The sequence below is a fragment of the Nocardioides sp. YIM B13467 genome (genome assembly GCF_042788075.1).
In the GTDB taxonomy this organism is placed as follows: Bacteria; Actinomycetota; Actinomycetes; order Propionibacteriales; family Nocardioidaceae; genus Nocardioides.
Window position 1 is genome coordinate 21,326 of the sequence record NZ_JBHZPJ010000009.1, and the last position, 23,772, is coordinate 45,097.

The following is a 23,772-nucleotide window of genomic DNA, read 5'->3' on the forward strand; positions in this document are numbered from 1 at the left end:
GCATCAACTCTAATTGGGTGCGCATCAACGCGACCTAGCGATGGTGAGCGTGTCGACCTCGGAGCCGTCGGTGGCGATGACTTCGAGGTCCAGCCTCGCCTGCCCGTGGGCGTCGCGCGGGTGCGCGTCGAAGAACGCGACCGAGTGGGTGGCGTCGCCGACGGCGCGGTAGGTCGTCGGCTCGGGGATCTTCAGGCCGTTCTTGGCCGTGTAGTAGGAGAACACCGGCAGCACATCGGGGTAGGTCGAGCCGCCACCGCCGCCGGCGGTGATGTAGATCGTCCCCTCGTTGGTGCTGACCGTGGATCCGCGCGGCGCCTCCTGGACCGGCTTGCCGTCGCGCATCAGGTGGGTGCGCTCGTAGCAGTGGTTGTGGCCGTTGATCACGACGTCGACCTGGTAGCGGTCGAAGAGCGCCTCCCAGCGGTCGCGGATGCCGCCGTCCGAGGCGTGCGCGATGTTGGTGCAGTAGGCGCACTGGTGGAAGCCGACCAGGATGAAGTCGATGTCTCTACGGGCCCGGAAGTCGGCCAGCCGCTCCTCGAGCCAGCTGTCGAGCGTCTCACCGAGGTAGCCCGCGTTCCGCGTGTATTCGTACGTCGCGTCGTTGCCGTCGAGGGCGATGAAGGCGACGTTGCCTCGGACGAAGGAGTATGTCTCCTGTCCGCCGCCGGCGCCGTTGCCGGGGTGACGGAAGCGAGCGCGGTGGCCGTCGTAGCCGAGCTCGCCGTTGCCGTTCTCCATCTCGTGGTTGCCGACGACGGTCATCCACGGGATCGCGTTGGCGCTGGGCTGGATCTGGGTCAGGAACTCGTCCCAGACGCCGAAGTCCTGCTGCATCTCCCCGCTCTTGCCCTGGCCACCGGTGTCGGCGTACGCGATGTCGCCGACGACGAACGCGAACTCGGCGCGCTGCTGACGGATCAGGTTCACGTTGCGCGCCGCGTCCTCGGCCACGCCCATGTCGCCGAAGGCCGCGAAGCGGAAGGATCCCGTGGTCTTCGGGGCGGTGGTGAACGAGCCCCTGGTCGCGGTGCCCCCGTCATGGCTGAGCCGGTAGTAGTAGCGCGTGCCCGGTCGCAGGTCGCTCAGGTCGACGTGGTGGTAGACGCTGTCGACGCGGATCGAGGAGAGCGACTCGGGTCGGAGGGTGAGCCCGTAGTCGGGCGTCACGCCCAGGTCGAGCCGCGGCGCCTGCACCGACCCGGCGGTCGACCAGGAGACGTTCATCTGCTTGACCGGGTTGGCGCCGTACGACAGATGTACGCCGGTGGCCGGTGCGGCCGACCTGGCCGCCTGTGTCCACAGCATCGGGCCGGCGACGACACCGGCACCACCGATCAGGCCGGCCTTGAGGAAGGTGCGCCTGGAAGGGGCCATTGTGGTCGGGCCACTGTGGGGGCTATCGGTCACGGGAGGATCAACGCATAGGTAGACGAGACGTTAGGCCACGTGTGGTGTCGCCCGGGTGAACGAGCGGTGAGGAATTAGGCACTCGCGGCATGGGATGCTGCCATTTGGGCACCGAAGGCTGCGTTGTCACGCACCAGCGCGATGTTGGTCGCCAGCGAGTCACCGCCGGTCAGCTCGACGATCCTGGCGAGCAGGAACGGGGTGATGTCCTTGCCGTGGATGTCGCGGGCCTCGGCGTCGGCGAGGGCCCGGTCGATGTGTTTCCCGATCACCTCGGCGGGGATCTCGTCAGCGGGCGGGACCGGGTTGGCGACGACCAGGCCACTGGGGAGGCCGAGCTCCCAGGTGGCCTTCATGACCGCGGCGGCCTCGTCGGGGCCGTCGATGCGCAACGGCGCCGCGAAGCCGGAGCTGCGGGAGTAGAAGGCCGGGAACTCGTCGCTCCCGTTGACCAGGACCGGCACCCCGTAGGTCTCCAGGGTCTCCAGCGTCAGGCCGATGTCGAGGATCGACTTCACGCCGGCGCTCACCACCGCGACCTGGGTGCGGGCGAGCTCGGTCAGATCGGCGGAGATGTCGAAGGAGGTCGCCGCGCCCCGGTGTACGCCACCGAGACCGCCGGTCACGAACGTCCTGATCCCGACCATGGCCGCCAGGCGCATGGTGGCCGCGACCGTGGTGGCGCCGTGGAGGCCGCGGGCTACGACGTAGGGAAGGTCGCGGACGCTGACCTTGGTCACGTCGGGGTCGGAGGCGAGGAGCTCGAGGTCGTCGGGCGACAGTCCGGCACGAGGGATGCCGTCGAGGAGCGCGATCGTGGCCGGGACGGCGCCGTTGTCGCGCACGATCTGCTCGACCTCGGTGGCCATCTTGACGTTGTCGGGATAGGGCATGCCGTGGCTGATGATCGTCGACTCCAGCGCGACGACCGGGCGACCCTCGGCGAGCGCGACCCCGACCTCTTCGGTGAGCCGGACCTTCACGCCAGCTCCCGCACGAGGCTCTCGCTGAGGTCCATCCGGACGGTGTCGTGGGTGCCGCAGGTCAGCGCCGCCGCGGCGTGCCCGAACCGGGCCGCCTCGACCAGGTCGACATCTCGGAGGAGCTCGTGGGTGAACGCCGCGAGCATCGCGTCGCCCGCACCGGTGACGTCGAGGACATCGGTCCGCACGGCGGGAAGCTCCTGGTAGACGTCGTTGTAGCTGATCACCGAGCCACGGGCGCCGAGGCGCACCCAGACGACGCCGACACCGCGGTCGTGCAGCGAGTGGACGGCCTTCTCGATCTCCGCGTCGGTGCCGGCGGGCAGGTCGGTCAGCGCGGCCAGCTCGGCCTGGTTGGGCGTGACCAGGTAGAGCTCGCGATCGGCCCGGATCAGGTCGCGCGCCCGCCTCGCCTTCGGCACCGAGACCGGGTCGAACCCCACCGGCACGTCGAACTCGCGGGCGAGGTCGATCGCCACGTCGGCGGTGCGGACCGGGATGTTGCCCTCGACGAGCACACCGCGAGCGCTCTTGATCAGGTCGCGGGCCGCTTCCACGACCAGCGGGGAGAACTCGTCGGTCGCGGCCATGTCGGCCACCGCGACCACCAGCTCACCGGAGGAGTCGAGCACGGCGTTGTAGGTGCCGGTGCGTACGTCTGCCCGGCGTCGGACGTAGGTGCAGTCGACGCCGACGTCCTCGGTGTAGCTGATCACCTCGTCGCCGATCGGGTCGTCGCCGACGACCGAGACCAGCGCCACCGAGTCACCCAGCCGAGCGAGGTTCTCCGCGACGTTGCGGCCCACCCCGCCGGGCGAGAGACCGGCGGAACCGGACATGCTCGACCCCATCACCACCTGCTCGTGTGCACGAGCGTGGAGATCCATGTTGGAGCCGCCGATCACGACGATGTCTGGCGGAGATTGCGGGTTCATCACTTGCATCGTAAGTGGGGTTCACAGATAGCGCCCCCTCATAAAGTATGAACTTGGCGCGGCCGAGGCGTGTCCCTGCTCTCACCCGCTGTCCTCAGCCGAGGAGCTCGCGGCCGATCTCTTCGACAGAGCGGCAGCCGACGAGGCCGAGGGAGAGGTCGAGCTCGGCGATCATGTGCTCCAGGACGGCCTGGACGCCGGCGGCACCGGCGAGGGCGAGGCCGTAGACGTAGGGGCGGCCGATGAGGACCGCGTCGGCACCCAGGGCGAGCGCCTTGAGGATGTCGGCGCCGGAGCGGATGCCGGAGTCGAAGAGGACCGGGATGCGGCCGTCGACCTCGTCGACGATGCTCGGCAGGGCGTCGATGGAGGCGATGGCGCCGTCGACCTGACGGCCGCCGTGGTTGGAGACGATGATCCCGTCGACGCCGTGCTCGAGCGCGCGCCGGGCGTCCTCGGGCGCCTGGAGTCCCTTCAGCACGATCGGCAGGTCGGTCATCTCCCGCAGCCGGTCGAGGTCGTCCCAGATCAGGTCGGAGCGGGAGAAGACGTCGAGGAAGGTCTCGACCGCGGCTCGGGCGTGACCGGAGCGAAGGTTGTCGACGAGCTTGCCGGGATGGTGCTGGGCCATCGAAGCGACCGCGGTGAGCGCCGAGGGGATCTCCCGGAGTCCGGGGCGCACGCTCGTCCCGCTCTTGCCTGCGAGCCGCGCTTCCACGAGGGCGCGGAAGGCCGGGTCGGAGGTGTACTGCGCGATCCCCAGTCCCCGGGCGAATGGCAGGTAGCCCAGATCGAGATCACGCGTACGCCACCCGAGCATGTGCGTGTCGAGGGTGACGACCAGCGCGTCGGAGCCGATGGCCTCGGCGCGGCGTACGAAGGACTCGACGATCGACTCGTCCTTGGACCAGTAGAGCTGGTAGAGCCGCGGGGTGTCGCCCAGGTCCTTTGCGACCTCCTCCATCGGGACGGAGGCCTGGGTGGAGATCACCATCGGGATGCCCGTCGCGCGGGCCGCCGCGGCGACCTCGTGCTCGGCACGAGGATGGGCGAGCTCGAGCACGCCGACCGGGCCGAGCATCAGCGGCGCCGGCATGTCCACGCCGAAGAGCGTGGTGCGCAGGTCGCGGCTCTCGACGTTGGTGAGCATGCGCGGCACCAGTCGGAAGTGGTCGAAGGCGGCGGTGTTGGCGGCGACGGTGCGCTGCTGGCCGGCTCCGCCGTCGACGTACGCCCAGGCCTCCTTGCTCATCGCCCGCTGGGCGGCCTCGGCGAGCGCCGAGGGCTCGGTCGGCACCACGGGGCGGTGGCCGAACAGGCCCTTGCGGAAGATCGCCGACTGGAGGTCTCTGCCGATGCTCACGCGCGTAGGCTACTGCGTTCCGCTGCGGGCAGCGCGGCGCCGGAGATCGCGATGATCAGCCGATGGCACCGCTCCGTCATCTGAGCCGGCGTGACGCCGGGATGGTCGAGCCACCAGGTGATCAGCGCATCGACCGCACTCATCCAGACCGCGGTCAGCGCGGAGGCGTCGAGGGGATCGTCGTCGCCGACGAGCCTCATCAGCTCGCCGACGCCCTCGACGGCGAGACGGGTGATCCGGTCGGTGTAGACGGCGCGAGCGGCCGCCACCTCACCGTCGTCGGGCGCCGACGGATCGAAGAGGAGCCGCCACACCCACGGCTGCGGCTCGAGGGTACGGAAGAGGCCGTCGAGCGTGCGCAGACCACGTTCGAGGCCGACGGAGTCGTCGGCGGCGACCCGCTCCATCTCGGCGGCGAGCGTCTCGGCGCCGTAGTTGAAGCTGGCCAGGAAGAGGCCCTCCTTGGAGCCGAAGTACTGGTAGACCAGCGGTTTCGAGATCCCGGCGTCGGCGGCGATCGCCGCGACGGACGCCTTGGCGAACCCGACGGTGCCGAAGGCCTGGCAGGCGGCACGCACGATCTGCAGCTCGCGGTCGGCGCGCGGGACGCCCTTGGTTCCAGCGTTGGCCCGTGACATGTCCAAGAGTCTAGCGGCGGCATATGACCTTGAGGTAACTTACTCGAAGGTCATATCCCTGGGAGGTCCCCCATGAACGACATGCTCGACCCGTTGAAGAACCCATTGACGTACGCCATCCCGTTCTTCGTGATCTCGATCCTGATCGAGCTGGCGGCGCTGAAATGGCTCGACCACGACGACAACCTGGCCGGTTACGTCTTCAAGGACGCACGCACCTCGATCCTGATGGGCCTCGGCTCGATCGTGTCGATGACCGTGTTCAAGGTGCTGACCTTCGCGGTCTACGCGGCGATCTTCGCCTACGCATCGCTGTGGCAGATCCCGGAGACGTGGTGGGGTCTCGCGATCTCCGTCGTGGTCGTCGACCTCGCCTACTACTGGAACCACCGCTTCGTGCACCGGACGCGAGTCGGCTGGGCGGCCCACCAGGCACACCACTCCAGCGAGTACATGACGTTCGCGACCGCGCTGCGGCAGAAGTGGAACCCGTGGTTCGAGTTCTTCTTCTTCCTGCCGCTGCCGTTTCTCGGCATCTCACCGGCGGCGATCTACATCGCCTTCTCGATCAACCTGATCTACCAGTTCTTCGTGCACACCGAGACGATCGGCAAGCTCTGGCGGCCGCTGGAGCTCGTGCTCAACACGCCCTCGCACCACCGCGTCCACCACGGCTCCGACCCGGAGTACCTGGACAAGAACTACGCCGGCATCCTGATCGTCTGGGACCGCCTCTTCGGCACCTTCCAGCCCGAGCGGCAGCGCCCGACGTACGGCCTGACCTACAAGGTCGACACCTACAACCTGCTCCGGCTGGAGTACGGCGCCTTCCGTGAGCTCTGGACCGACGTACGCAGCGCCGACGGCTGGCGACTCAAGCTGAGCTACGTCTTCCGGCCGCCGGGGTGGGTGCCGGAGGAGGCTACGCGGCCTTCCGTCGCCCGAGAATCATCACGATGATCAGGCCGAGCAGGCCGACGACGACGAGCACGACGCCCGGAGCGGCGACCTCGACGAGCTTCTGGCCCTCGGGAGACGCGGGCTCACTGAAGCTCACCTGCTGAGGCTCGGGGGCGATCACCTCGGGGAACTCCTTGGCGATCTCGGCCTGGAGCTTGTCGGTGTACTCCTCCACGCGCGGCGCGCTGCCGGCGGCGAGGATCGTGTCGCCCTTCTTCTGCACGAAGAAGTAGTAGTCCTCGTTGGCGGTCAGCGACTTCTTCTGGCACACGCCGGGGTTGAGCGCGACGTCGAGGCTGCTGCCGCCGGTGACGCCCTTGAGCGCCTTGACGACGGTCACCGGGTAGACCACGGGGCCGCCCTTCTTGGTGGCCTTGCCGGGTCCGGTCACCCGCGCGTGGAAGACCAGCGGCTCCTTGACCGCGTCGCTGAGCTCGAAGGCCGGGCACTTCGCGGGAGCCGTGACCGGGGCTGCCGAGGCGGGTGCGGGGCTCGTCATGACCACCGCTGTCACCGCAAAGGCGAGGGCAGCGAGGAACTGGGGGACGCGGCGCATGGCGAAGATCAAACCAGTCACAGGCCGAAGACTCCAGCCAGGACCCGCGCGACACCGTCATCTTCGTGCCCGGGCGCCAGGTGCGACGCGCAGGCGACCACGCTCGGATGGGCGTCCGCCATGGCGTACGAGGTCCCGGCCCAGGTCAGCATCGGCAGGTCGTTGGGCATGTCGCCGAAGGCGATCACGTCCGAGGCGGAGATGCCGAGCTCGGTGCAGACCAGCTCCAGGGTGGAGGCCTTGGTGACCCCGGGAGCGCTGATCTCGAGCAGCGGAAACGACGAGTGGGTGACGTTGACGCGATCGCCGACGACGGCCGTCGCGGCCGCGAGCAGCTCGTCGGCATCGTCGTGGTCGTCACGGCGGGCGAGCAGCTTGATCAGCGGCTCGTCGGCGAGCTCCTCGATCGTCGCGACGCGCCTGGCGGGGCGGAGGGCGTCGGAGGTGTGGGTCGCGAACGCGGGCTCGCACGACCACCCCTCGAGCGACTCAGTCGCGAACACCAGTCCGGGCACGCTCTCCTTCAGCGTCGCCGCCACCTCTGCGGTCAGGGCCGGCTCGATCAGCCGGGTGAGCCGGGGCTGATCGGTGGCGACGTCCCAGACCAGGGCTCCGTTGGAGACGATCGCCAGCCCGACGCTGCCGATGTGCTCGAAGAGCTCCCGGGTCCAGCGCAGCGGCCGACCGGTCACGAAGATGACCGGCACGCCGAGCTCCTCGAGCTTCACGAGCACGCCACGAGTGAAGTCCGAGACCGAACCGTCCGCTCTGACCAGGGTGCCGTCGAGGTCGGTGGCGACGAGCTTCGGCGTCCTCATTCTTCCATTCTGCCACCGGGCACCGGCCTGGCCATCACCAGATGCCCGTCCTCGTCGGCGCCACGCAGCTCGGTGAACCCGCACTTGGCGAGCACTCGGAGACTGGCGGCGTTGGTGGGCTCGACAGAGGCCCGGATGCGTACGCCCTCTTCGTCGGCGCACGCCAGCAGACCCTTGAGCGCCTCGGTCGCGAAACCCCATCCGCGTGCCTCTTCGATCAGGCCGTAGCCGACCTCGGTCTCCGGGGTGCCGTCAGGGGAGGCGTCGGGCGGCCCGAAGAAGCCGATCGAGCCGAGCACGGTGCCGTTGCGCATGATGTAGCGGGAGCTCCACCGGTCGCCCTCGACCCACATCGTCGCCGCGTCGCGGTCGTCCTCGCGCGGGAACTGCGGGTGCCAGCTCTGCGGCCGCCCGATCCCGCCGTCGGGATCGCTGATGGCCTCGACGTCGGCGCGGGTCCACAACGGCAGCGTCAGCCGCTCGGTGGTGACGGTGTTGGGAAGAGTCACGAGGTGGCACTCTGCCACCCGTGTACGTCCCGACCAACCGGAAAACGCCGGCCTTGCTCCGGCCGGTGGCGGACATTTTCCCGCCATGGCGGGAAAATGCGGCCCCGCCGGCGACACCACCCCCGCAGAATCCCGCCATGGCGGGATTCTGCTCAGCTCAGAACCAGCGGGAGAGTTCCAGCGCCGCGCCGTCGTCGGCCACGTGGGCGGTGACGGCGTCGGCGACCTCTTGGACGACGTCGGGGGCGTTGCCCATGGCTACCCCGCGACCTGCCCACTCGAGCATCTCGACGTCGTTGCGACCGTCACCGATGGCGAGTACGTCGGCCGGCTCGAGGTCGAGCTGGTCGCAGACGTAGGAGAGGCCCGATGCCTTGGAGACGCCGACCGGGGTGAGGTCGAGCCAGGCGGTGTAGCCGACCACGTAGTCGATGCCGTGCAGGCCCAGCTCGCGGCCGAGGGCGAGGAAGTCCTCCGGCGTCGCGTCGGGGTCGCGGATGATCACTCGGGAGACCGGCTCGGCGACCATCTCCTCGACCGGGGCGATCAGATGAGCACCGTCGAGCTCGCCCTCGGGGAACGGCCGGTTGAACCGGTAGCCCAGGCCTCGGTTCTCGACCGCGACCAGCACGTTCGGCCGTCGTTCCACGATCTTCTCGACCGCCGCGCGGGCGTCGAAGGTCTCCTCGTGCACCACGTCGACCGGCGGGTAGCGAAGCACCACCGCCCCGTTGGAGGCGACGATCCACAACCGCTCCGCGCCCTCGTCCGGGAGCCCGAGCAGGTCGGCGATCCCGGTCATCGAGTGGGCCGAGCGACCGGAGGAGAGCACCACGTGGGCGCCGGAGTCGTAGGCCCGGCGGACCGCGTCGCGCACCTTGTCCGAGAGAGCCTCGGAGGTCGTGCCGGTGCCCTCGATCCAGCGCAGCAGGGTGCCGTCGATGTCGAGCGCGACGAGCTTCGGCTGCCACGCGGCCTCACCGGGCCAGGCGGTGGTGCTCTCGGTCGTGCTCACTTCTGGATCGGCTCCAGAACCTCGCGGCCGAGCCACTTCTGCAGCGCCTTCGGCACCCGCACCGAGCCGTCGGCCTGCTGGTGGGTCTCCAGGACGGCGACGATCGCGCGGGTGATCGCGGTCAGCGTGCCGTTGAGGGTGGCGACCGGGGTGGTGCCATTCTCGGTCCGCGCCCGGATGTCGAGGCGACGTGCCTGGAAGGTGGTGCAGTTGGACGCCGAGGTGAGCTCGCGGTACTTCCCCTGGGTGGGGATCCACGCCTCGCAGTCGAACTTCCGCAGCGCGCTCGGACCGAGGTCGCCCGCGGCCACGTCGATGACCTGGTAAGCGAGCTCGAGCTTGTCCAGGAAGGCCTTCTCCCACTCGAGGAGACGCTGGTGCTCGGCGTACGACTCCTCGACGGTGGTGTAGACGAACATCTCCACCTTCTCGAACTGGTGGACCCGGATGATGCCCTTGGTGTCCTTGCCCGCCGATCCGGCCTCCTTGCGGAAGCACGACGAGAAGGCGGCGTAGCGTCGCGGGAGGGTGTCGGGGTCGAGGATCTCGTCGGAGTGGTAGGCCGCCATCGGCACCTCCGAGGTGCCGACGAGGTAGAGGTCGTCGTCCTCGATCTTGTAGACACCGTCGTCGACCTGGTCGAGGAAGCCGGTGCCCTCCATCGCCTCCGGGCGCACCAGCGCGGGCGCGATGACCTGGGTGAAGCCGGCCTCACGGGCCTGCTCCATCGCCAGGTTGATCAGCGCGAACTCGAGCTCCGCGCCGACCCCGGTCAGGAAGTAGAAGCGGCTGCCCGAGACCTTGGCGCCTCGCTCGAGGTCGATCGCGCCGAGCAGCTTGCCGAGCTCGACGTGGTCACGCGGCTCGAAGCCCTCGGCCTCGAAGTCACGGGGCTTACCGACCTTCTCGATCAGGACGAAGTCGTCCTCACCGCCGGCCGGGGCGTCGTCGGCGAGGTTGGGGATGGCCTTGAGAGCCTTCTTCCACTCCTCCTCGGCAACGCCCTGCGCCGCCTCGGCCGCCTTGACGGCGGCGGCGAGGTCCTTCACCTCGGCGAGCAGCTGCTGCTTCTCCTCGCCCTTGGCCTGGGCAACCTTCTTGCCCATCTGCTTCTGCTCGGCCCGCTTGGCCTCGAAGTCCGCGATCGCCGCGCGCCGGGCGCTGTCCGCGGACAGAGCCCGGTCCACCACGTCGGAGGACGCGCCACGGCGCTCCTGCGAGGCACGTACGCGGTCGGGGTCTTCGCGGAGGATGCGCGGGTCGATCATGCGGCAAGGCTAGTCGACCGGACCACCAGATCTCACTTCAGTAATCAGCCGGTCACCAGTAGACCGGGCTGGTCTTGCCGCACGGGCGCAGGAACGAGCGATAGACGGTCCTGTTGGGGAAGTCGTAGCCGTAGGAGTCGTTGGTGAAGTAGGTGCCGCCGGTGTAGGTGATGTACGCGGCCGAGGTCCCATACGTCTTCGGGAAGCCCGAGGGGTTCGACGCCGTCGAGCGCGAGCCCTTGCTGGGGATCGAGCCATTGATCACCGGGTTCGCGAGGGAGCCGCTGGTGGTGATCGTGGCCTGCCTCCATCCGGTGCTGCGCTTGTTGGTCACCGTGTAGCGGATCGACTGGCCGCCGCGGACGATGACGCAGGCGTACCAGTTCGCGGTCGCGGTCGACGAGACGATCGTGCCGGCACCGGACATGCCCGCCTTGATCTTCGACCAGGTACGCGACCCGACGATGCCGTCGGCCGACAGCCCCTTCGCGCTCTGGTAGTCCTTGACCCGGGCGGTCGTCGCGGACCCGAACGAACCGTCCGGCCGGAGCCCGCCGAGCACCTTCTGCAGCAGCGTCACGCAGCTGCCGGTGTTGCCGGGACGTACGGTCTTCGGGCTGCTGATCGTGCAGCTGACCGCTGCCTCCGCAGGCGCCGTGCCCGCGTCCACGGCGACCAGTCCGCCCGTTGCCACAGCTGCCGCCGCGAGCAGGCCGCCCATGCGCAACCGCACCGATGTCTTCACTGTATGGATCCCTCTCGATTCATGTGCTCGGAACTCGAAAGGGGCAGTGTCGCGAACCGGTGCTGCCGCCCGAACCCGTACCTCTCCCGTACCTCTGGGGCTACGGAATGCGTACGCGCCGCTCGACCGACGAGCTGCTGTCGCTGCCCGTGCCACCGTCACCGTAGTCACGGCCGTAGCCGCCGTAGAGGCGGTCGTTGCCCGAGTGGCCATAGAGCGAGTCGTTGCCCGAGCCGCCCTCGATCCGGTCCGAACCGCCGAGGCCGACCAGCTTGTTGGCGCCCGAGTTGCCCCGAAGGACGTCGGCGTAGTTGGTGCCTGTCAGTCGCTCGAAGGTCAGCAGACGATCCGCTCCCGCGCCGGTCGACTGCACCGAGGTCGTGTTGAGCGCGACCTTCACGCCGTTGCGTACGTTCGAGTACTCGACGGTGTCGGTTCCCGAACCACCCTCAGCGCGGTCGTTGCCAAGTCCGGGCAGGATCGTGTCGTTGCCGCCGCCACCGAGGAGTACGTTGGCGCCGCCGTCGCCGGTGAGGCGGTCGGAGTAGGGACCGCCCTTCAGGTTCTGCATCCCGGCTAGCGTGTCGCTGCCGCCGCCACCGGTCGCCCGGGACAGGCTCGCGGTCACGGGGTTGTCGGCGGTCGCGTAGGACGCTGTGTCGATGCCGGTCCCGCCGTTCAGAGAGTCGTTGCCGGAGTTGCCCGCCAGCACGTCGTCGCCGCTGTCGCCGCGCAGTGAGTCGGTGTCGTTTCCACCCTCCAGGGTGTCGTTGCCGCTGCCGCCCTCGATCGCGTCGTTGCCGGCGTCTCCCTTCAGACGGTCGTTGCCTCCTCCGCCGAGGACTCGGTCGTTACCGGCTTCCCCGACGACGGAGTCCGCGCCCTCTCCCGCACTCACGGTGTCGTTGCCGGGGCCGGCCTTGATCGTGTCGTTTCCGTCCCCGCCATCGATGCTGTCCGTGGATCCGACGGTGGGGCTGTAGTGGTCCTCGTCGCCGTAGATCTCGTCTGCTTCGCCCTGACCATGGATCGAGTCAACGCCGGAACTGCCGATCAGCACGTCCTTGCCGGCCCCGCCCTCGATGAGGTCGTTCCCCGCGCCACCCCTGATGTAGTTCGACGCCGCAGCACCGTAGATCTTGTCGTCGCCGGCATCGCCTGAGGCGTTGAGCGAGCCAGAGCCGCCGTGGATGACGTCGTTGCCGTTGCCACCCTCGGCCACGCCCCCGAACTGACCGACGTGGATCGTGTCGTTGCCGTCCTCACCGAAGGCGTTCTCGGCTGCCCGCTCAGCGCGGCCGATCGTGATGGTGTCGTCGTCGCGGCCACCGAGGATGACCGATGCTCCGGTGCCACCGTTCAGGATGTCGTTGCCGTCGCCCCCGAGGATGGTGTCGTCCCCAAACGCCCCACCGGTGATGGTGTCGTTCCCACCGTCACCGTAGAGCTGGTCGAAGTTGTCGTTTCCGTAGGGCGTCGGCGTGAGCGTGTCGTCACCTTCGTCGCCCCGGACGACGTCGTCGCCAGACCCGTCGTTGAGCGTGTCCTGGCCCTCGCCACCGCTCACCCGGTCGTCGTCGGCACCGGCCTCGACGACATCGTCACCGCTACCAGCATCGATGTTGTCGTCGCCGCTCTCCGCACGGAGGACGTCGTTGCCGAAGCCACCGACCAGTCGGTCGTTGCCGCGGTAACCCAGGACCGTGTCATCACCTGACCCCGCGTCGATCGTGTCGTCGCCCTCGTAACCGTCGATCGTGTCGTCACCGCTCGTACCAGTGATCACGTCGGCGTGCCTGGTTCCGACCACCGACTCGAACCCGGCCAGGGTGATGCCCCAGCTGTTGGCGCCGGACGCCATGTCGAGCTCGATGGCCGTCGCCGACAGGTTGGTGTCGAGATCGGGAGCGAGGTCGAGCTCGTCCGTCGCGGTATCGGCGGAACCGGCATCGAAGACATCCCCTGACGCGCTCGCGTCGTTCACCGTGATCCGGTCAGCGCCCTCGCCGCCGAGCACGGTGTCGGCGTCCGCATTGCCCCTGAGCCAGTCCGCACCGACGCCGCCGTCAATGAGATCGGCACCTGCATCTCCGCGGAGACTGTCGTCACCGTCCGCGCCGTAGAGCCGATCGTCTCCAGCCCCGCCGTAGCCGATGTCGCGACCAGGGCCGCCGAAGAAGGTGTCGGTGCCGCCCTGCCCGTCAAAGACGCCACCGGTGGTTCCTGCGTGGAAGGTGTCGTCGCCCTCTCCGCCCTTGGCCCCGGCGGCGACGTGGAGCGGCTGCTTACCCCCATGGATGACGTCATTTCCAGGACCCGCGTCAAGGCCGATGAAGCCGCCGCTGATCGTGTCGTTCCCCTCACCCGCATCGACCCTATTGCCGTAGTCGGAGTAGATGGTGTCGTCGCCGAGCCCGCCGACGATAGTCGCCGTGCCCTGGCCCTGGACGCAGATGGTGTCGTGACCGCCCAGCGCGTCGATGGACACTGCCGGCGGAACGGCGATGACGTCATCGCCCTCGGTTGGGACCTGACCTTCAACCGAGAGGTCGACGGTGACCGTCTTGCCGCCACACTCACCTTCTGCCGCGGCCGCAGAGCCGGCGAGAAGGCCACCGACACCGAGGGCGACGGCGGGGACAGACAAGAGCCCGAGGAGGGCGTACGCGGAAGCGCGAGAGCGCATGAGAGACCTCACAACGACGAGGGACCGAGGGGTGCCGGCGCCGACCCGAATCATGCGCGGAAAGCGCACGATAGCGCTTTCCTCCGGCCACTGCCTCAGCTTTTGTCCAGCCCGTTCATCGACTGTGTGGAAGACGTTTGGCGCACAACGGACTCACGAATCACGGAAGGCTGACCTTGCGCTCGATCGACGTCCACGAGTCTCTGCCCAAGCCGCCATTGCCGTAGTCCGTCCCGAGGCCGCCGTGAAGGGCATCCGTGCCGAAGTTGCCGTCGAGCTTGTCGCTACCCCTGCCGCCGTAGATCTTGTCGGCCCCTTGACCGCCGGTGATCACATTGACCAGGGCGTTGCCGCTCAGGACGTCGGCGTACTCCGTTCCCACCAGGTTCTCGATGTTGCGGATGGCATCACTGCCAGCCCCGGTGGCCTGAGGAGCCGTCGTCGCGAGCGAGACCTTCACACGACTCCACTGATCTGCGTACGAGAGAGTGTCCGTCCCTGCGCCGCCGTCGACGCGGTCGTTGCCGCCCTTCGGGAGGATGGTGTCGGACCCGCCTCCGCCCAGAAGGACGTTGCCGCCGGCGTTTCCGCGGAGGCGATCTCCATACCGAGATCCCGTGACGCTCTCGATCTGATCCATGGCATCCGTCCCAGCCGCCCCCGTCGCTCGGGCAGCCCCCGCGGCGAGCGAGACGTTGACCGCACCGGAGGCACTCGAGTACGAGGACGTATCCGCACCTGATCCACCAGTGATCTGGTCGTTTCCGGTCCCGCCGACGATCAGGTCGTTCCCGCTGTCGCCGCGGATCGTGTCATTGCTCGAGCCGCCATCGAGGGAGTCGTTGCCACTGCCACCCTCGAGGTGGTCGTCGCCCGCGTCACCCGCAATCAGGTCATTTCCGGCATCCCCGCGGAGTTCGTCATCGCCGACGCCCCCGACGAGGCGATCAACGGCCGCATCTTCGGTCGTGCCGTCATGAGCGCCACCCGTCAGGAAGTCGTTGCCGGCATTCCCGTAGAGAGTGTCAGCGCCATGCCCGCCATAGACGATGTCGGTTCCCGAGCCACCCTCGATTCGGTCGTTGCCGCCGAGCGCCGAGATCTTGTTGCCACCACCGCTGTCACGCACCAGATCATTGCCCTGCGAACCTACAATCCGGTCGTCGCCGAGACCACCGTCGATCGTGACCTTCGAGCCGCTGTTCCCGTTCAGGAAATCGTCGCCGGCGCCGCCCAGGATCACGTTCGCGCCCAAGCCACCGTCGACCGCGTCCGTACCGGTGCCGCCGTCCAGGCGATCATCACCACCCCACCCGTAGATGAGGTCGTCGCCACCAGCGCCGATGACGGTGTCCGCACCGTCGTCTCCGTCCAGTTCGTCGTGACCTTCGCCGCCGTCGACAAGGTCGTTGCCGACGTACCCGCTCATCTCGTCGTCTCCAGGACCGCCGAACAAGAGGTCGTCGTCTCCCACGCCTGAGTCGTAGTTGTTCCCGCGCTCGCCGTAGACAAGGTCAGCGCCGTCTCCTGCCTCCACACGATCCTTGCCCTGCCCGCCTTCGAGGACATCACCACCAGCACCACCGAGAACGACGTCGGCGCCCTCGGATCCGTCTACCCGGTCGCCCCCGCCGGCCGCATCGATGGTGTCGTCAGCGTCGGTGCCGGTGATCACGTCGGCGTGATCGGTGCCGACCACCGACTCGAAGCCCGCCATGGTGACGCCCCAGCTGCTCGTTCCGGACGCCATCTGGAGTTCGATGCCTGTGCCCGAGGGCACGAGACCCTGGTCGAGGTCGAGCTTGTCCACCGATGCGTCGTCGGGACCGGCGTCGATCACATCTCCCACCGCGTCGACGTCCGTTACGGACACATGGTCTGCGCCGCTTCCTCCGAGCACGGTGTCAGCGCCGCCGTCACCCCTGAGGTTGTCGTCACCGTCCGCACCGTAGATCCGGTCGTCTCCGGCACCGCCGTAGCTTCTGTCGTTGTCCGGACCACCGTAGAAGGTGTCGGCGCCACCCTGTCCGTCGAAGGCGCCGCCGGTGGAACCCGCGTGGAACGTGTCGTCGCCATCACCTCCCTTGGCGGTGACAAACAGAAACTGCATCCCGCCGAAGATGACGTCGTGTCCGGCACCCGCGTCGAGCGTCAGGAAGTCGCCGTCGATCGTGTCGTTTCCCTCTCCGGCGTTCACGCGGTTCCTGTACCTCGGGTAGATCGTGTCATCACCCGGGCCACCGACGATGTCCGCGGCGCCCTCCCCCTGGACGCAGATCCAGTCGTTGCCACCCATGGCGTCGACAGCGATGCCTGCCGGGACGGCGATGACGTCGTCACCCTCGGTCGGCGCCTGACCCCCGACGCTGAGGTCGACGGTGACGGGCCTGCCGCCACACTCACCTTCTGCCGCGGCGGCAGAGCCGGCGAGGAGGCCACTGACACTCAGGGCGACGGCTGGGACGGACAGGAGCCCGAGAAGGGCGTACGCGGAGACGCGAGAGCGCATGAGAGAGACCTCACAACGACGAGGGACCGAGTGGTGCCGGCGCCGACCCGAATCATGCGCGGAGAGCGAACGATAGCGCTCTCAGTCAGGCCCTGCCCGCGCTTTTGTCCAGCCCGTTCATTCACTGTGTGGAAGACGTATCGCGCATACTGACTCACCGTGCTTGACCTTTCGCGCCGTGCCCTGCTGCTCTGGGCGGCCTCGCTGTTCGCTCTGTGCGCCCTGATCGGGATCGTGGGGATCAACGGGTGGCCGCCGGTCTCGACGATCGACGAGCTCGGCCGGGACGCGACGGCGGTGACCGCGGAGAACGGCTGGATGCTCGACTTCTGGCACGTCGTCGAGGTCGGCACGGACTGGTACTTCGCGGCCGGGGTCGCACTCCTGGTCGCCGCGGGCCTGTTCCGCAAGTATCCGCGCGCGGCGATCTACGTCCTCGGCGTCGTGGTGGTCACCCTGGTCGTACGGCGTGGGCTCGTGCAGCTCGTCGACCGGGACCGGCCCTCGTGGCAGCTGACGTCGTGGCTGCACGAGTCGCCTGCGTACCCGTCCGGTCATGCGACCGGGATCGCGGTGCTGGCGGGCGTGATCGCCGTGGTCGTGACGATGTTCGTACGCCGCCGCGGCATCCGGCGCCTGGCCTACACGGGCCTCACGCTGCTGGTCGTGCTGGTCGCCGCCGACCGGGTCTTCCTCGGACGTCACTACCCCTCCGACGTGCTCGGCGGGATCCTCTTCGCCGCCGGCGCCGTCTTCCTCGGTATGGCGCTCTACACGCCGCTGCCCGTCTCGCACGCGCTGGGACGTCGGCCGCTGGTCGACTCGGTGCGCGGCAACCGGAAGATCGCGGTCGTCCTCAACCCGATCAAGGTCGAGTCGGTCGAACACTTCAAGACGATGGTCACCGCGATGGCCAAGGAGTCCGGCTGGAAGACCCCGACCTGGCACCTGACCACGGTCGAAGACCCGGGCAGGGGCATGGCGCGTGCCGCCCAGGAGGAGGGCGCCGACCTGGTCCTCGTCTGTGGCGGCGACGGCACCGTACGTGAGGTCTGCTCCGCCCTGGCCGGCACCGGCATCGCGGTCGGGATCGTCCCCGGTGGCACCGGCAACCTGCTGGCCCGCAACCTGTCGATCCCGCTCTACATCCGCGCCGCGATCGACGTCGCGCTCACCGGGCAGGACCGGGCGATCGACCTGGTCCGGGTCTCGGGCGACAACATCGAGGACACCAACTTCCTTGTCATGGCCGGGATGGGCTTCGACGCCGCGATCATGAGCGGCGTCAACGAGGACATCAAGAAGCGGATCGGCTGGATGGCGTACGTCCTCTCCGCCTTCAAGAGCCTGATGTTCCCGGCGATGCGGCTGGAGATCTCCGTCGACGACGGCGAGTTCACCAGGCACCGGGCGCGCACGGTCGTGGTCGGCAACGTCGGCTACCTCCAGGCGAACATGCCACTGCTGCCGGCGGCCGCGCTCGACGACGGCCTCATCGACGTGGTGCTGCTCTATCCGCAGCGATTCTGGTCCTGGCTACCGCTCGCTGTCCGGGTGCTGAGCAAGCGCCCGCGCACCGACAATCTGGTCAACCGGATGACCGGTGCGAGCGTCGTGATCCGGACCAACCACGACCAGCCTCGCCAGCTCGACGGCGACACGATCTCCGAGGGTCGCGAGCTCCGCATGCAGTGCCTCCCCGGGCGCCTGCTCGTCCGCGTGCCACGCTGACGCCCAGTCCCGATTCGGTCCCGAATCTAAACGACACGCGGCAGGGCAGAACGTCCCGGGAATCAGGGCCTAAAGTCCCTCTTTCTGCGGGTTTTCAGCGCGTTTGGCGTCGATTCTCGTGGCAAACCGAGCCGACTCGCCGACACAGATGTCTTGTTGACAAGTAAATGTTCATAAGGTGTCTGACGCGACTCGGCGTGAGCCGAGTCGTCGTCTTCGACCGGGCTCAGCCTGACTCCGGCCGGTGACGTGGCAAGACCCACACACTGGTCGGATATCCCCCGCGACCAGTGGTCGACTCCCGGGCCGTCCCACCCGCAGCCCGGGTTTGAAAAACCGGCACGCTCGGAACGGTTCCCCCGCCACGCCCGAGCGTGCCGGTGTCGTTTTCGGGCCCGGATCAGCCCGGATCAGCTCCTGGGTTTGGCCTGCTGGACGGCCTCGGTCTCCTCGGGTGACATCAGCTGGGACGACTTCCAGGCGCTGATGCTCTTCGCGTACGACCTCGCCTCGGTACGGCCGTGGATCGAGGTGAGCACGACCCCGTCGCCGTTGTCGTCGAGCAGCGCAAGGCACCAGCTCAGGTGGCCGCCGGCGTCTCCGAAGGCGTCGAAGCGCACGACCGCGAGGTGGCGCAGGTTCATCGCCGACTCGGCGCGCAGGGCCGCGACCTCGGCGCGCAGACCGGCGACGTCGGTCGGGAGCGACTCGACGGCGGCAGGGTCGGGGCGACGTACGTCCTTCGTCTTCTGCCAGGCCGCTCCGGCGAGGACCAGAGCGGCGATTGCTGTCAGCAGACTGAGAATTGCAAGAGCGAGCACATCGGGCGAATCTAGACTGTCGCTGTGTCCGAGCCACATCGCATCGCCTATCAGGGCGAACCAGGGTCCAACTCACACATGGTGTGCCAGCGGCACTACCCCGAGCTGGAGTCGGTGCCGTGCGCCTCGTTCGAGGACGTGTTTGCGACCGTCGAGGCGGGTGAGGCATCGCTTGCGATGATCCCGATCGACAACTCCCTGGCCGGGCGGGTGGCCGACATCCACCACTTCCTCCCCGAGTCCAACCTGCACATCATCGCCGAGCACTACCTGCGGATCCGGTTCCACCTGCTCGGCCTTCCGGGCGCCCACCTCGACGACATCCGTACGGTCCACTCCCACGTCCACGCCCTGGGCCAGTGCCGAAACATCATCCGGGAGCATGGCTTCACGCCGGTCGTCTCCGGTGACACCGCCGGCGCCGCGCGCGAGGTGATCGAGGCCGGCGATCCGACGATGGCCGCGATCTCTCCGCCGCTGGCGGCCTCGATCTACGGGCTGGACGTGCTCGCCACCGACATCGAGGACGCCGACCACAACACCACCCGCTTCGTGGTGCTCTCGCCCGACTTCATCCAGGCTCCCGCCGACGCGGGTCCGGTCGTGACCTCGTTCATCTTCAACGTACGCAACCTCCCGGCGGCGCTCTACAAGGCGCTCGGCGGCTTCGCGACCAACGGCGTCAACATGACCAAGCTGGAGTCCTACATGGTGGATGGGAAGTTCACCGCCACCCAGTTCCTCGCCGAGGTCGACGGTCACCCGGACCAGCCGGGGCTGAAGCGGGCCCTGGAGGAGCTGGCCTTCTTCACCACCGACGTGAAGCTGCTGGGCGTCTACCCCGCCGACCCGGCGCGGTTCTGAGTGATGTCGGACGACGAGCCGACCGCCGACCTCGGGTTCGCCCGCGTGGACCTCGACCGGGAGCGCCGCACCGGCGACCCCGAGGTCGTGTACGCCGGCGGCAAGACCCCCGAGCAGGTCGTCGCGATCCTTCGCCGACTGCACGAGGCGCATCCCTCGCGCGCGGTCCTGGCCACCCGGGTCTCCGCCGAGGCGGCCGCCCGGGTCGGGGCCGAGCTGCCTACGGCGGTCCACGATGCCGAGGCCCGCGCGGTCACGCTCGGGCCGCTACCGACCCCGCACGGCCGGGTGTGCGTCGTGGCCGCCGGGACCTCCGACGGGCCGGTCGCGGCCGAGGCCGCGCTCGCGGCCCGCGTCCACGGGGCCGGTGTCGAGCGGATCACCGATGTCGGTGTCGCCGGGATCCACCGCCTGATGGCCGTACGCGACCGGCTCGACGACGCCGACTGCCTGATCGTCGTCGCGGGCATGGAAGGTGCCCTGCCCTCCGTGGTCGGCGGGCTGGTCGGAGTGCCGATGATCGGGGTGCCGACGTCAGTGGGCTACGGCGCCTCCTTCGGCGGGCTGGCCGCGCTGCTGGCGATGCTCAACTCCTGCGCTCCCGGCGTGACCGTGGTCAACATCGACAACGGCTACGGCGCCGGGGTCGCGGCGGCTCGGATCGCGCGGCGGGCGCTGGGTCAGGGATGAGCATCGTCTGGGTCGACGCGTCCTCCGGAGCCTCGGGGGACATGCTGCTCGGCGCGCTGGTCGGCGCCGGCGTGCCTCTCTCCGTGATCGCCTCGGCCGTGGATGCGGTCGCCCCCGAGCCGGTGGATCTCGCTGCTTCGCCGGTGACCCGTGGCGCGCTGGCCGCGACCCGGTGTCATGTCGAGATCGCCGACTCGGTCCATCACCGCACCTGGACCGACGTCCGCGCACTGCTGACCGCCGCCGCTCTCGACGGCTCCGTGCGCGACCTGGCGCTGCGGGTCTTCGAGCGGCTGGCTGAGGCCGAGGGCGCCGTTCACGGGATCTCTCCCGAGCAGGTCCACTTCCACGAGGTCGGGGCGCTGGACGCGATCGCCGACGTCGTCGGGGTCTGTGCCGGTTTCGCACATCTGGGCGCCGACGCAGTCGTGGTCTCGCCCGTCGCGGTCGGGTCGGGCTCGATCCGGGCCGCCCACGGCACCCTCCCGGTGCCGCCGCCGGCCGTGGCGCGGCTGCTCACCGGCGTACCTTCCTTCGCGGGACCTCCGGGACATCCCGAGATGGAGCTGTGCACACCGACGGGCGCTGCCCTCCTCGCCACTCTCGCCACCTCCTGGGGCGAACAGCCAGCGATGACGACCCGAGCGATCGGCACCGGCGCCGGCGGCCGGAACCCGGCGGGCTGGTCGAACACGCTGCGCCTGCTGATCGGCGACGCTGCGGTGCGGCCGGGGGCAGAATCCCGCCATGGCGGGGAAATGCGGGCGGATCCCGCGGTCGGAGGCGGCATTTTCCCGCCATGGCGGGAAAATGCGCCGACCGAGCTCGTCATCGAGGCGAACATCGACGATCTCGAGCCTCGACTGATCCCGGGCGCCCTCGACGCGCTTCTGACCGCCGGCGCGAACGATGCCTGGGTCACGCCGATCCTGATGAAGAAGGGCCGACCGGCCTACACGCTCCACGCCCTCACCCGTCCCGATGCCGCCGAGGCGGTCCGGCGGGTGTTCTTCCGGGAGACCTCGACGATCGGCGTACGTCAGCACGAGGTCGTCAAGCACGCCCTGCCCCGCGAGATGCTGACCGTGACCGTCGAGGGACACCCGATCGCGGTCAAGGCCGCCCGTCTCGACGACGAGGTCGTCAACCTGCAGCCCGAGTGGGACGACGTCGCGCGCGCCGCCGCCGCGCTCGATCGCCCGGCGATCGACGTACTCGCCGAGGCCAAGGCCGCCGCCCTCGCCGAGAAGTCGGCCCCGTCGGCCGAGAAGTCGGCCCCGTCGGCCGACTAGGCACCGCCGTGACGTCTCGGCCGACGCAGGCGACGTCTCGGCGGGGCGGTGGTGCGACGATATGAGCCGGACGTAAAGAAACTGGAACGGAACCCTGATGGACATCACCGTCGTCGCGCTGGCCTTCGCCGCGATCTTCGTCGTCGAGCTCCCGGACAAGACGTTCCTGGCGACGCTGGTGCTGTCGACGAAGTACCGGCCGATCTTCGTCTGGCTCGGGGTGGGCGCGGCGTTCGCGGTCCAGACGCTCATCGCGGTGGCGATCGGCGGGGTGGCGACGCTCCTTCCGACCGACCTGATCCATATCATCGCCGCCCTGCTCTTCCTCGGCGGCGCGGTGTACCTGTTCATCGAGGGGCGCCGCCACCACGGCACCGCGTCCGAGGACGACGGCAGCGAGTTCGCCGAGAAGGCGAAGGACGTACGCGGCTTCCGCCAGGTCCTGGCCAGCTTCATGGTCCTCTTCGCGGCCGAGTGGGGCGACCTCTCCCAGCTGCTGAGCGTCTCGCTGGTGGCTCGCTACCACGACCCGGTCTCGGTCTTCATCGGATCCTGGGCCGCGTTGCTGACGGTGTCGGGGCTCGCGGTGCTGCTGGGACGTACGTTGCTCCGGTTCATCAAGCTGCACTTCCTGCACTACGTCGGAGCCGTCGTCTGCCTCGTCCTGAGCATCCTGACGTTGGTCGAGGTGTTCGCCTGAGCGGCTTCATCTAGGCTCTGCGCCATGGTGAGACTTGGCGCCGACAGCGAGGTCGGACGACTGCGTACGGTAATGCTCCACCGGCCCGGCCGGGAGCTCACCCGGCTGACGCCGCGCAACAACGACAAGCTGCTCTTCGACGGCATCCCGTGGGTGAAGCGGGCACAGGACGAGCATGACGCCTTCGCGGCCGCGCTGCGGGATCGCGACGTCGAGGTGCTCTACCTGACCGACCTGCTCACCGAGACGCTCGAGGTGCCCGAGGCGCGGAAGCTGGCGCTCGAGAACGTGCTGGGCTCGCTCACCCTCGGCGACACCCTGCGCGGCTACCTGAGCGGTGCCCTCGCCGACGCCGGACCGGCCGAGCTGACCGACCATCTGACCGCCGGCGTCCGCAACGACGAGGTACGCGGAGGCCACGGTCTGGTCACCAGCCTCCTCGCCCACGACGACTTCCTGATCGACCCGCTCCCCAACCTGCTCTTCACCCGCGACTCGTCGGTGTGGATCCGCGACCGGGCCACGGTCACCTCGCTGGCGATGCCGGCTCGCAAGCGCGAGACCGCGCTCACCGAGCTGATCTACCAGTTCCACCCGCGCTTCCGGGCCAGCCCGCGGCTGCACGGCGCCCACCTGGAGCACGTCGAGGGTGGGGACGTACTCCTCCTCGCTCCCGGTGTCGTCGCGGTCGGGGTCGGCGAGCGCACCACCCCCGCCGGGGCCGAGCGGCTCGCCCGCCAGGTCTTCGCCGAGGAGCTCGCCCACACCGTGCTCGCGGTGCCGATCGCGCAGGAGCGCGCGACGATGCACCTGGACACCATCGCCACGCTGGTGAACACCGACAAGATGGTGATCTACCCGAACGCCGTCGACTCGCTGGTGGCGTACGCCGTGACCCCCGCGGGCGACGACGGCCAGCTGAACATCGCGGCCCCGCGCCCGTTCCTCGAGGTCGCGGCCGAGGCGATGGGGATCGACAAGCTCCACCACATCGACACCGGGCTCGACCCGGTCGCCGCCGAGCGCGAGCAGTGGGACGACGGCAACAACACCCTGGCACTGGCGCCGGGCGTGGTCGTGGCGTACGAGCGCAACACGCAGACCAACGGAGCCCTGGAGGCCGCCGGCATCGAGGTCATCGCGATCGCCGGCTCCGAGCTGGGCTCCGGCCGCGGCGGCCCGCGATGCATGAGCTGCCCGATCGCGCGCGACCCGCTGCCCGCATAGGCAACTACACCCGCGGGTAACCCCTGTAGACGAACATCGTTGATCTCTG

At 69.0% G+C, this 23,772-nt stretch carries 21 protein-coding genes; 7 read left to right on the forward strand and 14 right to left on the reverse strand.

The window, feature by feature from the left end; genetic code table 11:
• Positions 1 to 24 precede the first annotated feature (24 nt).
• From ACFX43_RS02395 to ACFX43_RS02415, 5 genes are all read right to left on the reverse strand, one after another.
• Positions 25 to 1,380 (reverse strand): metallophosphoesterase, encoded by a 1,356-nt coding sequence (locus ACFX43_RS02395; RefSeq protein WP_378816546.1) that lies wholly within the window; start codon positions 1,378 to 1,380, stop codon positions 25 to 27.
• A 107-nt stretch (positions 1,381 to 1,487) separates the two neighbouring features.
• Positions 1,488 to 2,396: a pseudouridine-5'-phosphate glycosidase gene (locus ACFX43_RS02400; RefSeq protein WP_378816549.1), complete on the reverse strand. Its 909-nt coding sequence runs from the start codon at positions 2,394 to 2,396 to the stop codon at positions 1,488 to 1,490.
• Positions 2,393 to 3,331 carry a carbohydrate kinase family protein gene (locus ACFX43_RS02405; protein ID WP_378816552.1) on the reverse strand — a complete coding sequence of 313 codons (939 nt, stop codon included), beginning with the start codon at positions 3,329 to 3,331 and terminating at the stop codon, positions 2,393 to 2,395. Before ACFX43_RS02405 ends, ACFX43_RS02400 begins: the two co-directional genes overlap by 4 nt.
• Before the next feature lie 94 nt (positions 3,332 to 3,425).
• Positions 3,426 to 4,694, reverse strand: coding sequence for an alpha-hydroxy-acid oxidizing protein (locus ACFX43_RS02410; RefSeq protein WP_378816554.1), 1,269 nt, complete (start codon positions 4,692 to 4,694; stop codon positions 3,426 to 3,428).
• Complete coding sequence (locus tag ACFX43_RS02415; RefSeq protein ID WP_378816556.1) at positions 4,691 to 5,332, reverse strand: TetR/AcrR family transcriptional regulator; 642 nt, start codon at positions 5,330 to 5,332, stop codon at positions 4,691 to 4,693. The genes ACFX43_RS02410 and ACFX43_RS02415 overlap by 4 nt, the downstream gene beginning before the upstream one ends.
• Positions 5,333 to 5,404: 72 nt before the next feature.
• On the opposite strand from ACFX43_RS02415, the gene ACFX43_RS02420 reads away from it, so the two are divergent.
• Complete coding sequence (locus tag ACFX43_RS02420) at positions 5,405 to 6,292, forward strand: sterol desaturase family protein (RefSeq protein WP_378816558.1); 888 nt, start codon at positions 5,405 to 5,407, stop codon at positions 6,290 to 6,292.
• Here the strand turns inward: ACFX43_RS02420 and ACFX43_RS02425 are convergent.
• The 8 genes from ACFX43_RS02425 to ACFX43_RS02460 all read right to left on the reverse strand — a co-directional run bounded on the left by ACFX43_RS02425 (position 6,255) and on the right by ACFX43_RS02460 (position 16,185).
• A complete protein-coding gene (locus tag ACFX43_RS02425; protein ID WP_378816560.1) occupies positions 6,255 to 6,869 on the reverse strand; it encodes a hypothetical protein in 615 nt (204 codons plus the stop codon). The genes ACFX43_RS02420 and ACFX43_RS02425 overlap by 38 nt on opposite strands.
• Complete coding sequence (locus tag ACFX43_RS02430) at positions 6,866 to 7,666, reverse strand: HAD family hydrolase (RefSeq protein WP_378816563.1); 801 nt, start codon at positions 7,664 to 7,666, stop codon at positions 6,866 to 6,868. Before ACFX43_RS02430 ends, ACFX43_RS02425 begins: the two co-directional genes overlap by 4 nt.
• Positions 7,663 to 8,175: a GNAT family N-acetyltransferase gene (locus ACFX43_RS02435; protein ID WP_378816566.1), complete on the reverse strand. Its 513-nt coding sequence runs from the start codon at positions 8,173 to 8,175 to the stop codon at positions 7,663 to 7,665. The genes ACFX43_RS02430 and ACFX43_RS02435 overlap by 4 nt, the downstream gene beginning before the upstream one ends.
• A gap of 157 nt (positions 8,176 to 8,332) precedes the next feature.
• Complete coding sequence (locus ACFX43_RS02440; protein WP_378816568.1) at positions 8,333 to 9,190, reverse strand: HAD family hydrolase; 858 nt, start codon at positions 9,188 to 9,190, stop codon at positions 8,333 to 8,335.
• The gene (gene serS / locus ACFX43_RS02445) at positions 9,187 to 10,458 is read right to left on the reverse strand and encodes a serine--tRNA ligase (RefSeq protein WP_378816571.1); all 1,272 of its coding nucleotides are present in this window, start codon (positions 10,456 to 10,458) and stop codon (positions 9,187 to 9,189) included. The genes ACFX43_RS02440 and serS overlap by 4 nt, the downstream gene beginning before the upstream one ends.
• A gap of 52 nt (positions 10,459 to 10,510) precedes the next feature.
• Positions 10,511 to 11,203: a peptidoglycan-binding protein gene (locus ACFX43_RS02450; RefSeq protein ID WP_378816574.1), complete on the reverse strand. Its 693-nt coding sequence runs from the start codon at positions 11,201 to 11,203 to the stop codon at positions 10,511 to 10,513.
• A gap of 100 nt (positions 11,204 to 11,303) precedes the next feature.
• Positions 11,304 to 13,889, reverse strand: a complete 2,586-nt coding sequence (locus ACFX43_RS02455) for a calcium-binding protein (RefSeq protein ID WP_378816577.1) — start codon at positions 13,887 to 13,889, stop codon at positions 11,304 to 11,306.
• A gap of 160 nt (positions 13,890 to 14,049) precedes the next feature.
• Positions 14,050 to 16,185 (reverse strand): calcium-binding protein, encoded by a 2,136-nt coding sequence (locus tag ACFX43_RS02460; RefSeq protein WP_378816579.1) that lies wholly within the window; start codon positions 16,183 to 16,185, stop codon positions 14,050 to 14,052.
• A 372-nt stretch (positions 16,186 to 16,557) separates the two neighbouring features.
• On the opposite strand from ACFX43_RS02460, the gene ACFX43_RS02465 reads away from it, so the two are divergent.
• The gene (locus ACFX43_RS02465; RefSeq protein WP_378816581.1) at positions 16,558 to 18,129 is read left to right on the forward strand and encodes a YegS/Rv2252/BmrU family lipid kinase; all 1,572 of its coding nucleotides are present in this window, start codon (positions 16,558 to 16,560) and stop codon (positions 18,127 to 18,129) included.
• Between the two features lie 410 nt (positions 18,130 to 18,539).
• Here ACFX43_RS02465 and ACFX43_RS02470 read toward each other — a convergent pair whose 3' ends face one another.
• Positions 18,540 to 18,950, reverse strand: a complete 411-nt coding sequence (locus ACFX43_RS02470; RefSeq protein WP_378816584.1) for a DUF4446 family protein — start codon at positions 18,948 to 18,950, stop codon at positions 18,540 to 18,542.
• 24 nt (positions 18,951 to 18,974) lie between these two features.
• Between ACFX43_RS02470 and ACFX43_RS02475 the strand changes: the two genes are divergently transcribed.
• The 5 genes from ACFX43_RS02475 to ACFX43_RS02495 all read left to right on the forward strand — a co-directional run bounded on the left by ACFX43_RS02475 (position 18,975) and on the right by ACFX43_RS02495 (position 23,723).
• A complete protein-coding gene (locus ACFX43_RS02475) occupies positions 18,975 to 19,814 on the forward strand; it encodes a prephenate dehydratase (RefSeq protein WP_160025936.1) in 840 nt (279 codons plus the stop codon).
• A gap of 3 nt (positions 19,815 to 19,817) precedes the next feature.
• Complete coding sequence (gene larB / locus ACFX43_RS02480; RefSeq protein ID WP_378816587.1) at positions 19,818 to 20,504, forward strand: nickel pincer cofactor biosynthesis protein LarB; 687 nt, start codon at positions 19,818 to 19,820, stop codon at positions 20,502 to 20,504.
• Positions 20,501 to 21,796, forward strand: a complete 1,296-nt coding sequence (larC, locus tag ACFX43_RS02485; RefSeq protein ID WP_378816589.1) for a nickel pincer cofactor biosynthesis protein LarC — start codon at positions 20,501 to 20,503, stop codon at positions 21,794 to 21,796. The genes larB and larC overlap by 4 nt, the downstream gene beginning before the upstream one ends.
• 97 nt (positions 21,797 to 21,893) lie before the next feature.
• On the forward strand, positions 21,894 to 22,496 hold the full coding sequence (locus tag ACFX43_RS02490) for a TMEM165/GDT1 family protein (RefSeq protein WP_378816591.1): 603 nt from the start codon (positions 21,894 to 21,896) through the stop codon (positions 22,494 to 22,496).
• A gap of 24 nt (positions 22,497 to 22,520) precedes the next feature.
• Positions 22,521 to 23,723, forward strand: a complete 1,203-nt coding sequence (locus ACFX43_RS02495; protein WP_378816594.1) for an arginine deiminase — start codon at positions 22,521 to 22,523, stop codon at positions 23,721 to 23,723.
• Positions 23,724 to 23,772: the final 49 nt, after the last annotated feature.